Genomic DNA, 12,928 nt, shown 5'->3' with positions numbered 1-12,928 from the left:
CGACCGGGCCGGTGCTCCGCACCCGACGGTAGGGGGCCGCACCCGGTCCGCGCGCGGGGGTGGGCGCCACGGATGGGAGTGGGCAACTACCGTTCGGTGCACACGCCGCCCCGATGCCATCTTCGGCGGCCGCGGCGACGGGATGGGTGGGACGAGTGCCGACGACTCAGCGCGACCTCGTGGTGGTCGGCGCCTCCGCCGGTGGGGTGGAGGCGCTGCGCGACCTGCTCGGCGGGCTGCCGGCCGACCTGCCCGCCGCCGTCCTCGTGGTCCTGCACATGCCGTCCAACGGCCGCAGCTCGCTGCCCCGGATCCTCGACCGGGTCTGCGCGCTGCCGGTGCGGCCCGCCCGGGACGACGAACCGCTGCAGCCGGGCACGGTCACCGTCTGCGTCCCCGACCGGCACCTGCTGGTGACCGGGGACCGGGTCGCCCTGTCCCGCGGACCGCGGGAGAACGGGCACCGGCCGGCGGTCGACGTCCTCTTCCGGTCCGCCGCCCGGTCCGCCGGCCCGCGGGTGGTCGGCGTCGTCCTCTCCGGGGCGCTCGACGACGGCACGGCCGGCACGATCGCCATCCGCGCCCGCGGCGGCGTGGTCGTCGCGCAGGCCCCGGGCGACGCGATGTACCCCAGCATGCCGCTGCACGCCCTGGAGATCGGCCGGGCCGACCACGAGGCGCCGGTCGCCGAGATGCCGGCCCTGCTCAATCGGCTGCTGACCGAGAAGATCGACGTGGAGGACGCCCCGCCACCGTCGCAGCTCATGGAGACGGAGACCGCCATGGCGGAACTGGACGGCGACGCCTACGAGGACGACGACCGACCCGGTCGCCCGTCCGGCTTCGGCTGCCCCACCTGCCACGGCGCCCTGTTCGCCATCGAGGAGGGCGGCATGGAGCGCTACCGCTGCCGGGTGGGGCACGCCTGGTCGCCGGAGGCGCTGGCCGAGGAGCAGTCCCAGGCGCTGGAGGGGGCGCTGTGGATGGCGCTGCGCGGCCTGGAGGAGCGGGCCGCGCTCAGCATGCGCATGGGTCGGCGGGCGGAGGAGCACGGGAACCGGCACAGCGCCCTGCGGTTCCAGCGGCGGCACGACGAGGCCCAGCAGGCGGCGGCGCTGCTGCGCGGGCTGCTGCACCGGGGTGAGCTGAGCGCCGAGGCGCTGCCTGACGAGGTCGGCGAGGGCTGAGTCGTGGACGAGACGGCGCGGGAGGCGCAGGAACCGGGCGCGGAGACGCCCCAGCGGCCGCCCACCGACGGAGTGCCGTCCGGGGACGGCGCTCCCCGGGACGACGCTCCCCGGGACGACGCTCCCCGGGACGACGCTCCCCGGGACGACGCTCCCCGGGACGACGGCGCCGACGACGCGGCCGACACCGGTGACGACCTCGCCGCCGGGCTGGACCCCGACTTCGAGGCGCTGCTGGTCTACCTGCGCGAGCGGCGCGGCTTCGACTTCACCGGCTACAAGCGGCCCAGCCTGAGCCGGCGGGTGCGGCGGCGCATGGCCGAGGTCGGCATCGGCTCGGTGAGCGAGTACCAGGACCACCTGGAGGTCCACCCCGACGAGTTCGCCCCCTTGTTCAACACCATCCTCATCAACGTCACCAGCTTCTTCCGCGACCGGGCGGCCTGGGACCACCTGCGTGACCACCTGCTGCCCGAGCTGCTCGCCTCCGCCGGCCCGGTGATCCGCGTGTGGAGCGCCGGCTGCGCCTCGGGCCAGGAGGCGTACAGCCTGGCGATCCTGCTCACCGACGCGCTGGGCGCGGACGAGTTCCGCAGGCGGGTCAAGATCTACGCCACCGACGTCGACGAGGAGGCGCTGGCCCACGCCCGCCAGGCGCTCTACACCGAGCGCGAGCTCGAGGGGCTCACCCCGGCGCAGGTCGGCGAGTACTTCACGTCCGAGAACGGCCGGTACGTCTTCCGCAAGGACCTCCGCCGGTCGGTGATCTTCGGCCGGAACGACCTGGTGCAGGACGCACCGATCTCGCACATCGACCTGCTGCTGTGCCGCAACACCCTCATGTACTTCACGGCGGAGACGCAGGCACGGATCCTCGGCCGGCTGCACTACGCGCTCAAGCCGACCGGCCTGCTCTTCCTGGGCAAGGCCGAGATGCTGCTGGCGCACAACCAGCTGTTCGCCCCGGTCGACCTCACCCGGCGCTTCTTCCGCAAGCGGGACAGCGGATCGGTGCCCGACCGGCGGCTCGTCGTCCCCACGGCCCGGGTCGCGGCGGACGACGCCGACGAGGACCTCGCCCGGCTGCGGCACGAGGCGCTGCTGTCCGGCCCGGCCGCTCAGTTCGCCGTCGATGCCGACGGCCGGCTGGCGATGGCCAACCGCCAGGCCGAACGGCTGTTCGGGGTCGAGCAGCGCGACGTCGGCCGGCCGTTCCAGGACCTGGAGGTCTCCTACCGCCCGGTGGAGCTGCGGGCGTCGATCGCCGAGGCGGTGCAGACCCGCCGGCCGCTGTGGCTGCGCGGGGTCGAGCGGCGCCGACCGGGGCAGGAGCCGCAGCTGTTCGACGTCCAGGTGGTGTCCCTCTGGCGGGAGGACGGCGAGCTGCTCGGCACCGCGATCCTCTTCGACGACGTCACCCGTTACCGGCAGCTGCAGGGGGAGCTGGAGTTCGCCAACCGCCAGCTCGAGACGGCCTACGAGGAGCTACAGTCGGCCAACGAGGAGCTGGAGACCACCAACGAGGAGCTGCAGTCGACGGTCGAGGAGCTGGAGACCACCAACGAGGAGCTCCAGTCGACCAACGAGGAACTGGAGACGATGAACGAGGAGCTGCAGTCGATGAACGACGAGCTGAGCTCCACCAACGAGGAGTTGCGCGCCACCACCGACGAGGTGGGTGCGGTCAACCGGTTCATGAACGGGGTGCTCAGCAGCTTTCGGGCCGGCGTGGCCGTGGTGGACGCCGAGCTGCGGGTGCTGGTGTGGAACGCCGCCGCCGAGGACCTGTGGGGCCTGCGCCAGGACGAGGTGGCGGGCCGGCACCTGCTCAACCTGGACGTGGGCCTGCCGGTGTCGCGGCTGCAGGCGCTGCTGCGCCGCCAGGTCTCCGGCGAGGGGGACGGCCACGACACCCTCGAGCTCGACGCGGTCAACCGGCGCGGCCGCCCGGTGCGGGTGCGGGTCACGGTGACCACGTTCTCCGAGACGCCGGGGCAGCGCCACGGGGCCGTCGTCCTCATGGACCCGATCGCCTGAAGGACCCCGTCCTCCCCACCGTCACCTCGAGGCGGCGATCACCTCGTCGGCGTGCCCCTGGACCACCAGCTGGGCGAGGTCGCGCAGCTTGACGTTGAGCCGGTTGCTCAGCGTGATCAGTCGCGCGAAGGCGTCCTCCGCGTCGATGCCCAGCCGGGCCATGAGCACCCCCTTGGCCTGGTCGATGGTCGCCCGGGAGGTCAGCGCCTTCTCCAGGTTGACGGCGAGGTCGCGCAGCGACTCGCGCTCGGTCACGTTCTGCAGCACCCCGCCGACGGCGGCGGCGACCAGCTCGGCGATCCGCCGGCTGTCCGGACTGAAGGCGTCCACCTCCGTCGAGTACACGTTGAGCACGCCCACCGGCTGCTCCCCCTCGCGCAGCGGGATGGCCAGGACGCCGCGCACCGGGCCGTCCCCCGCCGTGCGGCGCAGCCGCGGCCAGCGCTCGTCGGCGGTGACGTCGGCCGTGAGCACGACGGTGCCGGTGAGGTGGGCTTCCCAGCACGGCCCCTCCTCGGCCTCCAGCTGCCGGCCGTCCGCCTCCTGGGCGACGGTGGAGTCGCTGCCAAGCTGCTGCGGATCGCGCGGCGAGCCGAGGGTGATGCTCACCGCGCCGGCCGCCGGGACGGCACTCTGCACGAGCACCGCCATCCGGGTGAGCAGCCGCTGCCGGTCCGCGTCGCCGATCGGTAGCCGGGACAGCTCGGCCAGCGCGGCCGCCAGCCCCAGGGAGTCGATCGCGGACAGCCCACCGCCCGGCTCCGCGGGCCGTCGCGGCGAGCCCTGCACGGTGCGGCCGGCGGGCACCATCACCCACTGCAGCCGGGTGTCGCCGGTCTGCCCGGCCGCCCGGTCGGCGAACCCGAACAGCTCGGCCGCCGCCTCGCCGTGCCGGCGACCGAGCAGGGTGACCTGCAGCCGCTGCTGCTCCGCCTCCCCTGTGGCCAGCGCCCGGACCGCGGAGCGGAACGCCGGCACGTCACCGGCTCGCAGGTAGACCGACAGCGGTTTGCCGCGCAGCCGGTGCAGCGGTACCTGCAGGTACGAGGCCAGCGCGGGGTTGGCGTCGACCAGCTTGCCGGCGCCGTCGCTCACGCACAGCGCGACGGGGACCAGTCCGGAGAGCTGGCTGCGCCACCGCCGCTCGGACTCGTACCGGGACAGCAGCGCCTCGATCTGCTCCTGCTGGACCCGCACCTCCTCCTCGGCGACCCGCAGCTCCTCGTGCGCGACCTCCAGGTCGGCCAGCGTGCTCAGCGCCTCTGCCGGCTGGAGAGAACGGAGGGCGGCGGCGTCGGGCTCCGGTGCCGGCGGGGGGACGGTGCTCAACGGGGTTCCCTCCTCACGCGTCGGGGGCGGGTGCGTCGTCCTGGGGGGCGGTGCCCTTCTGGGTGTCGGCGGTCGCCGCGGCGCGGTTCGCCGTCGCCTCGCGCCGGTGCTCGGCGGCGCGGCGACGGTGTTCGTCGGCGTTCCCCACCCCGCGCTCGGCCGCCCGCTCGTGGGCGGCGGCTGCGGCCTCGTGGCCCTCCGCGGCCCGCCGGTGGCCGGACACCGCCCGCTGCAGGGCGACCTCGGCGTGCGCGGCGGCCTCGGCGGCCCGCTGCTGGGCCTGCTGGAGGTCGTCGGCGGAGGAGCCGTGCTCTGCGCCCATGTGAGTGCGCCGCTCGGCCAGCTCGTGGGCGCGCTGGGCGGCCTCCGCGGCCCGCGCCGCCGCGCGGCCGCCCGGGGTCTCGGTCTCCACCCGTCCATCCTCCTCCTCGGCGGGGACTCGTTGCACGGACGTTGATACCCGGCGCAGGGATTCAGCGCACCGTGACCTCTCCACCGAGCCGGGGGAGCACCGCGGTGGTGAACAGGTCCACGATCCCGGCCCGGACACCTCCCTCGCCGACCGGGGAGAAGACCAGCGTCCCCGCGCCCGCGTCGGCGTACTCGCGGGCGCGGCCGGCCACCCGGTCGGGGTCGCCGTGCAGCAGGTAGCGGTCGGCCAGGGCGGAGAAGTCCTGCCCGTAGACGGCGCTGACCGTCTCGACCACCTGCTGCCGGGAGCGGGCCGGGTCCTCGTCCACGCCGCCCCAGCAGAACACCGCCCCGCGGACCGCCGCCGGGTCGCGGCCGGCGGCCTCGGCCGCCTCCCGCACCTGGGCGAGGCTCCCGGCCAGCTGCTCGGGCGTGTACATGTAGGGCATCCAGACGTCGCCGAACCGGCCGGCCCGGCGGATCGCCGCCGGTCGGCGCCCGCCCAGCCAGACCGGCGGGCCGCCGGGCTGCACGGCGCCCGGGTCGAGGGTCAGGCCGGGCACGCGGGTGAAGCGCCCGGTGAAGTCGACCGGGCCGCCGGCCCACAGGGCCCGCAGCAGCGCCAGCGCCTCGTCGGCGCGGGCGCCGCGCTCGGACACCTCCACCCCGGCGGCGACGAACTCCGCCGGGTGCTCGCCGCCCACACCGACGCCCAGGTCGAAGCGGCCGCCGCTGACCCGGTCGAGGGTGGTGGCCAGCTTCGCCGCCAGGGCCGCCGGGTAGAGCGGCAGGACGGTCAGCGAGCTCAGCAGCCGGATGCGGCTGGTCGCCCCGGCCGCGGCGGCGAGCGCCACGAAGCCGTTGCCCACCGGGCCGGAGAAGAACAGGTGCTCGCCGGTGGCCACGCCGGCGTAGCCGCGCTGCTCCGCGGCTCGAGCCTCCGCGGCGACGGCGGTCTGGTCGCTGCTCAGCGTGAGGACGACGCGCACCGCGGGTCCAGCCGTACGTCGAGGGTGGTCACGCTGCCTCCAGGGTCGGCCGGGTCGAGCCCCCATCCTGGGCCTGCCGCGGCGCCGGAGGACCCTCCCGCGTCGCCCTCCCCGCCATGAGTCAGGATGGAGCGGATACGGAGAGGGAGGAGGGGCGGACAGTGGGCAAGCACCGGGCACCTGAGGCGGACCCCACCGACTTCGACGCGGCGACCAGCGCGCTCGTCGACGTCAGCGGCGACTACGAGGTCGACACGGCGCACACCCGCATCGGCATCCGCGCCCGCCACGCCATGGTCACCACGGTGCGCGGTTCGTTCCCCGACTTCGCCGGGACGGCGCACCTGGACGTCGCCGACCCCGGGGCCAGCTCGGTGACCCTGCGCATCCGGACGGCGAGCATCGACACCGGCCAGGCCGACCGCGACGCCCACCTGCGCTCGGCGGACTTCCTCGACGTCGCGCGGTACCCGGAGATCGTCTTCGCCTCCACCTCCGTCGAGCAGGTCGAGGTCGACGTCTACACGGTCACCGGCGACCTCACCATCCGCGACGTGACCCGCCCGGTGTCGGTCGACTTCCTGCTCACCGGGTCGGCGCGGGACCCGTTCGGCAACCTGAGGGTCGGCTTCGAGGGCGCGCTGGCGATCAAGCGCAGCGACTGGGGCCTGACCTGGAACACCCCGCTGGACACCGGCGGCGTGCTGGTCAGCGACCGCATCCAGATCGAGTTCGACGTCTCCGCCGTCCGCCCCGCCTGAAGAAGGACCCCGTCCTCCCCACCCTTCGCAAGCTCAGGGCGGGACCCGGGACGGGGCCGCCCCTGCCACTCGCACGCTCGCGGCGGGACCCTGCAGGGAGGCTTCGGAGGGGGTCCTCGTTCAGGCCGGCCAGACGGCGAGCAGGGTGCGCACGCCGGTGACCAGGGCCAGCGGCTGGTCGAGCATCGGGTGGTGGCCGGCCTCGGGCAGGGCGACCACGGGCAGCCCGTCGGGCACCAGCGCGGCCATCTCGGCGGCCATCTGCGCGGTGACCAGGCCCTGCTCGCAGCGGAACAGCGCGGCCGGCGCGGCCAGGTCGGGCAGCAGCTGGCGCACCGGCGGCCGGCTGTCGAGGAAACCGGGGTCGAACTTCCACGTCCACCCGCCCTCGACCGGCCGCAGCGAGCCGCGGGCGACGTGCTCGCGGACGTAGGGCAGGTAGACCTCCTGCGCCGGCAGGGTGCGGAAGCGGGCCACCGCCGTCCCGACGTCCGGGTACACGCGGTGGACGCGCGGCCGCTCGAGCAGCGTCTGCTCCTCGGGTGGCTGCCGGTCCAGCGGCGAGTCGATGACGGCGACCCCGGCGACGTCGTCGCCGTGCTCGACGCCGGCGGTCAGCGCCACCCAGCCGCCCATGCTGTGGCCGATCACCACCGGCCGGCGCAGGCCCTCGGCCGCCGCGACGGCCAGCACCTCGCGGGCCCACTGCCGCATGTCGTAGGAGCCGCGCCAACCGCTGTCGCCGTGGCCGCTGAGGTCGAGCGCCACGACGCGGTGGGTGTCCAGCAGCGGCGCCACGTGGTCCCACCAGCCGGAGTGCGCGGCGCCGCCGTGCACCAGCACCAGCCCGGGCCGGTCGGTTCCACCCCACGCCCGGTAGTGGACGCGCACGCCGTCGACCTCGACGTCCCGGTGTGCGGGAGTGGTGGCGATCGCGCGGGTGAACCAGGTCGGCAGGGGTTCGGCGGCTCCGGGGCGGGACATCGCTGCAGCTCCTCGGGGACGGCAGCCCCGGGGTGGGGCAGACGCCCCGGACGTTACGCAGCGCCGCCCGGCGGCCGAGCCGGTGGCCCCGTCCGGACAGAGCGCGCTCGCCACCCGCAGCAGGTCGACCGGAGCGCGGCGGGTGAGCCTCACGGCGCGCCCACGGGCGCGGTCCGCGGGGCGGCCGGGGGCGGCGGCCCACCGCCGACCCACCACCGGCGCACCGCCGGCACCCACCGGACCGTCCCGGCCCGACCCCTGGACACCGTCGGTGCGGCCACCGGTGCACCGGCACCTGCACCTGGACGTGGACGTGGACGGGGCGACGGCGCACAGCCGGGCGCGCCTCGGGATCGCTCCGGAGGAGACCGTCGGACGGGGCGAGGGAATCTCGACGCCGCCGTCCGGGTTCGCCCCGACCGAGCACGATGCACCTGCCCGCAGCACCGGAGGAGCCCGCATGCCGATTGTCGTCACCGGAGCCACCGGCCAGCTCGGCCGGCTGGTCGTGGAGGAGCTGCTCGCCCGCGACGTCGCCCCGGGTGAGGTCGTCGCCGGCGGCCGCAGGGTGGGCGAGCTGGCCGACCTGGCCGGGCGCGGGGTGCGCACCGCCCGGGTCGACTACGACGACCCCGCCACGCTGGACGCCGTCCTCTCCGCCGGCGACACCCTGCTGCTGGTGTCCGGCAGCCAGCCCGGCGCCCGGGTGGCGCAGCACCGGGCGGTGGTGGATGCCGCCGTCCGGGCCGGGGTGGGCCGCGTCGCCTACACCAGCATCCTGCGCGCCGACGAGACGCCGCTGCCCCTCGCGCCCGACCACCGGGCGACCGAGGAGATGCTCCGCGACAGCGGGCTGCCGTACACGCTGCTGCGCAACGGCTGGTACACCGAGAACTACCTGCCCACCCTGCAGCAGGCTCGCCGGACCGGCGAGCTGGTGTCCAGCGCCGGCGACGGCCGGGTCGCCAGCGCCACCCGCCGCGACTACGCCGCCGCCACCGCCGCCGTCCTGGCCGCCGACGGCCACGAGGGCGCGGTCCACGAGCTCTCCGGGGACACCGCGTGGGGCTTCGACGAGCTCGCCGCCGCGATCGGGGAGCTGGTCGGCCGCCAGGTGATCCACCGGCGGCTCTCGCCCGAGGAGCACCTGGCGACGCTGCGGGAGGGCGGCCTCGACGAGGGCACCGCCGGGTTCGTCGTCGCGCTGGACGCCGGTATCCGCGACGGCGCGCTGGCGCTGACCACCGGAGACCTCTCCCGGCTGGCCGGCCGCCCGACCACGCCGCTGGTCGAGGGACTGCGCCCGTACGCCTGAGCGTCCCCGTCCTCCCCGGACGGGCCGCCGTCCCCTCGCCGCGCACCGCCGCCGGCGTGGAGAAGCCGTCGCCCCGGGCGGCGGGTGCGGCATGCTCGGCGGGCCCCGTGTCCTCGAGCTGGAGGGACCCATGTCGATCCTGCCCGGGTTCGCCGCCGCGCTGGCCGGTGGCGGCATCGAGGTCGTCGACCTCACCGCCCCCCTGTCGGCCGAGACGCCGGTGATCGCGCTGCCGCCGCAGTTCGCGCAGACCGCGCGCTTCGAGCTGCACGAGCTCTCCCGGTACGACGATCGCGGCCCGGCCTGGTACTGGAACGACTTCCGCACCGGCGAGCACACCGGCACGCACTTCGACGCGCCCAACCACTGGGTGACCGGCAGGGACGGCGACGACGTGGCCTCGGTGCCGGCGCGCCGGCTGATCGCCCCGGCCGCCGTCCTCGACCTCTCCGCCGAGGCCGCCGCCGACCCGGACTTCCTGCTCGAGGTCGACCACGTGCGGGCCTGGGAGGCCGAGCACGGCCCGCTGCCCGACGGCGGCTGGCTGCTCTACCGCACCGGCTGGGACGTGCGCAGCTCCTCCCAGGAGGAGTTCCTCAACGCCGACGCGGCCGGGCCGCACACGCCCGGGATCTCGTCGGGGTGCGCCCGCTGGCTGGCCGAGGAGGCGCCGGTCGTCGGCCTCGGCGTCGAGACCGTCGGCACCGACGCCGGCGCGGCGCACTCCTTCGACCCGCCGTTCCCGTGCCACGCCGCGCTCATGGGCAGCGGCAAGTACGGGCTCACCCAGCTGCAGAACCTGGCGCTGCTGCCGCCCACCGGGGCGCTGCTCGTCGCCGCGCCGCTGCCGATCGTGTCCGGCTCGGGCTCCCCGGCGCGGGTGCTGGCCCTCGTCGAGCGGTGAACGTCCGCACCACGGTCGCCGAGGCGGTCGGCGCGGCGCTGGTCGGCTGCGGCGTCGACACGGTGGTCGGCGTCGTCGGCTCGGGCAACTTCGCCGTCACGACCGCGATGGTGGCCGCCGGGGCCCGCTTCGTCGCCGCCCGCCACGAGGGCGGCGCCGCGACGATGGCCGACGCCCGCGCGCGGATGAGCGGCCGGCCGACCGCGCTGAGCCTCCACCAGGGGTGCGGGCTGACCAACGCGCTCACCGGGGTCACCGAGGCGGCCAAGAGCCGCACGCCGCTGGTGGTGCTGGCCGCCGAGGCCACCTCGCCGCGGTCGAACTTCGCCGTCGACCAGGACGCGCTGGCCGCCGCGGTGGGCGCGGTGCCGATGCGGGTCACCTCCGCCGGCGACGCGCTGGGCCAGGTGGCCGCCGCGGTCGGCACCGCCGTCCACGGCCGGCGCACCGTGCTGCTCAACCTGCCGCTGGACGTGCAGGCCCAGGAGCTGCCGCTGCCGGCCGGGCCGCCCCAGGTGCCGGCGCCGCCCGGTCCGGCGCCGGACGCCGAGCAGGTGGCGCGGCTGGTGCACGCGCTGCGGCGGGCCCGGCGCCCGGTGTTCGTGGCCGGCCGGGGCGCCCGCGGCCCGGGCTGCCGGGCGGCGCTGGAGGCGCTGGCCGAGCGGTGCGGCGCGCTGCTGGCCACCTCCGCGGTCGCCCGGGGCCTGTTCGCCGGCAGCCCGTGGTCGCTGGACGTCTCCGGCGGGTTCGCCTCCCCGCTGGCCGCCGAGCTGGTCTCCGCCGCGGACCTGGTCGTCGGCTGGGGCTGCGCGCTCAACGCGTGGACGACGCGGCACGGCCGGCTGATCGGCGAGGACGCCCTCGTCGTGCAGGTCGACGACGACCCCGCGGCGCTGGGCGCGAACCGCCCGATCGGCCTCGGCGTGGTCGGCAACGTGCGGCGGACCGCGCAGGCCGCGGCCGCCGCGTTGGGGGAGGGGATCGGCCCCGGCTACCGGACGGCGCAGGTGCGGACGGCGATCGCGGCGCGGGGGCGCTGGCGGGACGTGCCGTTCACCCCGGCCGGCGGGCCGGACCGGATCGACCCCCGCACGCTCACCATCGCGCTGGACGACCTGCTGCCGGCCGAGCGGGTCGTCGCCGTCGACTCGGGCAACTTCATGGGCTACCCGAGCGCGTTCCTCGGCGTCCCCGACGAGTTCGGCTTCTGCCTCACCCAGGCGTTCCAGTCGGTCGGGCTGGGCCTGGCGTCGGCCATCGGCGCCGCGCTGGCCCGGCCCGACCGGCTGCCGGTCGCCGCGCTCGGCGACGGCGGGGCGCTGATGGGTGCAGCCGAGTTCGAGACGGTCGTGCGGCTGGGCCTGCCGATGGTGGTCGTGGTCTACGACGACGCGGCCTACGGCGCCGAGGTGCACCACTTCGGCCCGGACGGGCACCCGCTGGACACCGTGCGCTTCCCGGAGACCGACTTCGCCGCCATCGCCCGCGGGTACGGTTACGCGGCGGTGACCGTGCGGGCGGTCGACGACCTGGCCGCCGTCGCCGACTGGGTGGCCGGCCCGCGCACCGCGCCGCTGCTCGTCGACGCCAAGGTGGCCGCCGAGGAGCCGTCGTGGTGGCTCGAGGAGGCGTTCCGCGGCCACTGACGGGCTCGTGCGCACCGCCGGGAGCGCCGGCGACCGGGCACTCCGGGCCACGCTCCCCGGGCGTGACGGCCTCGTCCTCCGCACGCCCGCTGCTCAGCGGCGCGCCGGGTCGGCGCCGGCCCGGCGCGGCTCCGCGGTGTCGCCCGCCACGGTCCCCGCGGCGGGACGGCGGGGCAGCGCCAGCGCCGCGAGCAGGCCGAGGCCGAACACCGCCGCGCTGAGCCCGAAGGCCACCTGGTAGGAGCCGACGTCGGTGAGCCAGCCGGCCGCCAGCGGCCCGGCGATCGCGCCCAGGTCCGACGCCATCTGGAACACCGCGACCAGCCGGCCCCCGCGGGCCGGGCTGACGTCCCCGACGAGCGCGGCCGGCACGCTGGACAGCAGCGAGGCGGCCAGGCCGGTGAGCGCCATCGACAGCAGGAAGACGCCGAGCGCCGGGGGGAGCGCCAGCAGCGCCGTCGACGCCGTCGCCAACGCGGTCCCCAGCACCAGCGCGGGCCGCCGTCCCCAGGCGTCGGCGAGCCGGCCGGCGCGCAGCAGCGCCAGGGCCTGCGCCAGGGAGCCGGCCAGCAGCCCGGCGCCGGCCCAGGCGACGCCGCGGCCGAGGTCCTCGGTGACGTAGAGGGGGACCAGGGAGTTGCGGACCCCGAACAGCACCCAGCCGACCCCGAGGTTGACCACCAGCGCCGTGACGTAGCGCCGGGAGCGCAGGGCGGTGCGCAGCGGCACCGGGTCGGCCGCGGGGGCGGGAGCGGCGGGGCCGACGGTCCCCGGGGCGGGACGGAGGAACAGCAGGGCGACCGCGCCGGCCACCAGCAGGGACTCCGCGTAGAGCAGGAACGGCAGGCGCGGGGACAGCTCGGCCAGCAGGCCGCCGACCGCCGGCCCGGCGATGCCGCCGAGGATGAAGCCGCCCTGGTAGGTCGCGGCCGCCCGGGCCCGGTGCTCCGGCGGCGCGACCCGCAGCAGCAGCGACAGCGCCGCCACGGTGAACATGGCGCTGCCCACGCCGCCGGCGGCGCGCAGGCCGAGGAAGAGCGGGAACGAGCCGGCCAGGCCGGCCAGCCCGGTGGTGACCGCGACGGTGCCCAGCCCGGTGGCCAGCACCGTCCGCTCGCCGAGGCGCTCCACCAGCGAGCCGCCGCCGAAGGCGGAGACGAACCGGAAGAAGGCGAAGGCGCTCACCGCCAGCCCCACGGCCGTGGTGCCGACGCCGAAGGAGCGGGCGAACAGCGGGATGGCCGGGGCCACGACGCCGAACCCCAGGGCGACCACGAAGGCCACCACGGACAGGACCCCGACCTCCCGTGGCAGCCGCTCGGGAGGTCGGGACCGGGTTCGCAGTCGCACGGGCAGCGATGCTCG

Annotated in this window: 11 protein-coding genes; 6 read left to right on the top strand and 5 right to left on the bottom strand. The window is 76.4% G+C overall.

The genetic code is table 11. The features are described 5' to 3' along the window. Positions 1-155: 155 nt before the first annotated feature. Both DQ238_RS02410 and DQ238_RS02405 read left to right on the top strand, forming a co-directional pair. Complete coding sequence (locus DQ238_RS02410; RefSeq protein ID WP_199506094.1) at positions 156-1,187, top strand: chemotaxis protein CheB; 1,032 nt, start codon at positions 156-158, stop codon at positions 1,185-1,187. Between the two features lie 3 nt (positions 1,188-1,190). Continuing rightward, positions 1,191-3,224 (top strand): CheR family methyltransferase, encoded by a 2,034-nt coding sequence (locus DQ238_RS02405; RefSeq protein WP_199506093.1) that lies wholly within the window; start codon positions 1,191-1,193, stop codon positions 3,222-3,224. Between the two features lie 21 nt (positions 3,225-3,245). Here the strand turns inward: DQ238_RS02405 and DQ238_RS02400 are convergent, their stop codons facing one another. The 3 genes from DQ238_RS02400 to DQ238_RS02390 form a co-directional block, all read right to left on the bottom strand. Beyond that, on the bottom strand, positions 3,246-4,553 hold the full coding sequence (locus DQ238_RS02400; RefSeq protein WP_113779716.1) for an ANTAR domain-containing protein: 1,308 nt from the start codon (positions 4,551-4,553) through the stop codon (positions 3,246-3,248). A 13-nt stretch (positions 4,554-4,566) separates the two neighbouring features. After that, positions 4,567-4,965, bottom strand: a complete 399-nt coding sequence (locus DQ238_RS02395; protein WP_113779715.1) for a hypothetical protein — start codon at positions 4,963-4,965, stop codon at positions 4,567-4,569. A gap of 61 nt (positions 4,966-5,026) precedes the next feature. After that, positions 5,027-5,953, bottom strand: a complete 927-nt coding sequence (locus DQ238_RS02390) for an LLM class flavin-dependent oxidoreductase (RefSeq protein WP_158550694.1) — start codon at positions 5,951-5,953, stop codon at positions 5,027-5,029. A gap of 161 nt (positions 5,954-6,114) precedes the next feature. Between DQ238_RS02390 and DQ238_RS02385 the strand changes: the two genes are divergently transcribed. Further along, positions 6,115-6,714 carry a YceI family protein gene (locus tag DQ238_RS02385; RefSeq protein WP_113779713.1) on the top strand — a complete coding sequence of 200 codons (600 nt, stop codon included), beginning with the start codon at positions 6,115-6,117 and terminating at the stop codon, positions 6,712-6,714. 120 nt (positions 6,715-6,834) lie between these two features. On the opposite strand, the gene DQ238_RS02380 is transcribed toward DQ238_RS02385, so the two are convergent. Next, entirely contained in the window at positions 6,835-7,698 is an 864-nt protein-coding gene (locus tag DQ238_RS02380) for an alpha/beta fold hydrolase (protein WP_113779712.1), read from the bottom strand. Between the two features lie 460 nt (positions 7,699-8,158). Between DQ238_RS02380 and DQ238_RS02375 the strand changes: the two genes are divergently transcribed. The 3 genes from DQ238_RS02375 to DQ238_RS02365 all read left to right on the top strand — a co-directional run bounded on the left by DQ238_RS02375 (position 8,159) and on the right by DQ238_RS02365 (position 11,563). After that, positions 8,159-9,013 carry an SDR family oxidoreductase gene (locus tag DQ238_RS02375; RefSeq protein ID WP_113779891.1) on the top strand — a complete coding sequence of 285 codons (855 nt, stop codon included), beginning with the start codon at positions 8,159-8,161 and terminating at the stop codon, positions 9,011-9,013. Between the two features lie 130 nt (positions 9,014-9,143). Beyond that, entirely contained in the window at positions 9,144-9,917 is a 774-nt protein-coding gene (locus DQ238_RS02370) for a cyclase family protein (protein WP_113779890.1), read from the top strand. Beyond that, a complete protein-coding gene (locus tag DQ238_RS02365; protein ID WP_113779711.1) occupies positions 9,914-11,563 on the top strand; it encodes a thiamine pyrophosphate-binding protein in 1,650 nt (549 codons plus the stop codon). Before DQ238_RS02370 ends, DQ238_RS02365 begins: the two co-directional genes overlap by 4 nt. A 93-nt stretch (positions 11,564-11,656) precedes the next feature. On the opposite strand, the gene DQ238_RS02360 is transcribed toward DQ238_RS02365, so the two are convergent. Then, positions 11,657-12,850, bottom strand: coding sequence for an MFS transporter (locus DQ238_RS02360; protein ID WP_233495648.1), 1,194 nt, complete (start codon positions 12,848-12,850; stop codon positions 11,657-11,659). Between the last annotated feature and the right edge of the window lie 78 nt (positions 12,851-12,928).

It is taken from the genome of Geodermatophilus sp. TF02-6, assembly GCF_003319115.1.
In the GTDB taxonomy this organism is placed as follows: domain Bacteria; phylum Actinomycetota; class Actinomycetes; order Mycobacteriales; family Geodermatophilaceae; genus Geodermatophilus.
The sequence above is the reverse complement of the archived record's forward strand: the minus strand, read 5'-3'. Positions and strand labels throughout refer to the sequence as shown.

Excerpts from the sequence above, each read along its gene's own strand:
- DQ238_RS02380 (WP_113779712.1), bottom strand. The coding sequence starts at position 7,698 with ATGTCCCGCCCCGGAGCCGCCGAACCCCTGCCGACCTGGTTCACCCGC.
- DQ238_RS02375 (WP_113779891.1), top strand. The coding sequence starts at position 8,159 with ATGCCGATTGTCGTCACCGGAGCCACCGGCCAGCTCGGCCGGCTGGTC.
- DQ238_RS02370 (WP_113779890.1), top strand. The coding sequence starts at position 9,144 with ATGTCGATCCTGCCCGGGTTCGCCGCCGCGCTGGCCGGTGGCGGCATC.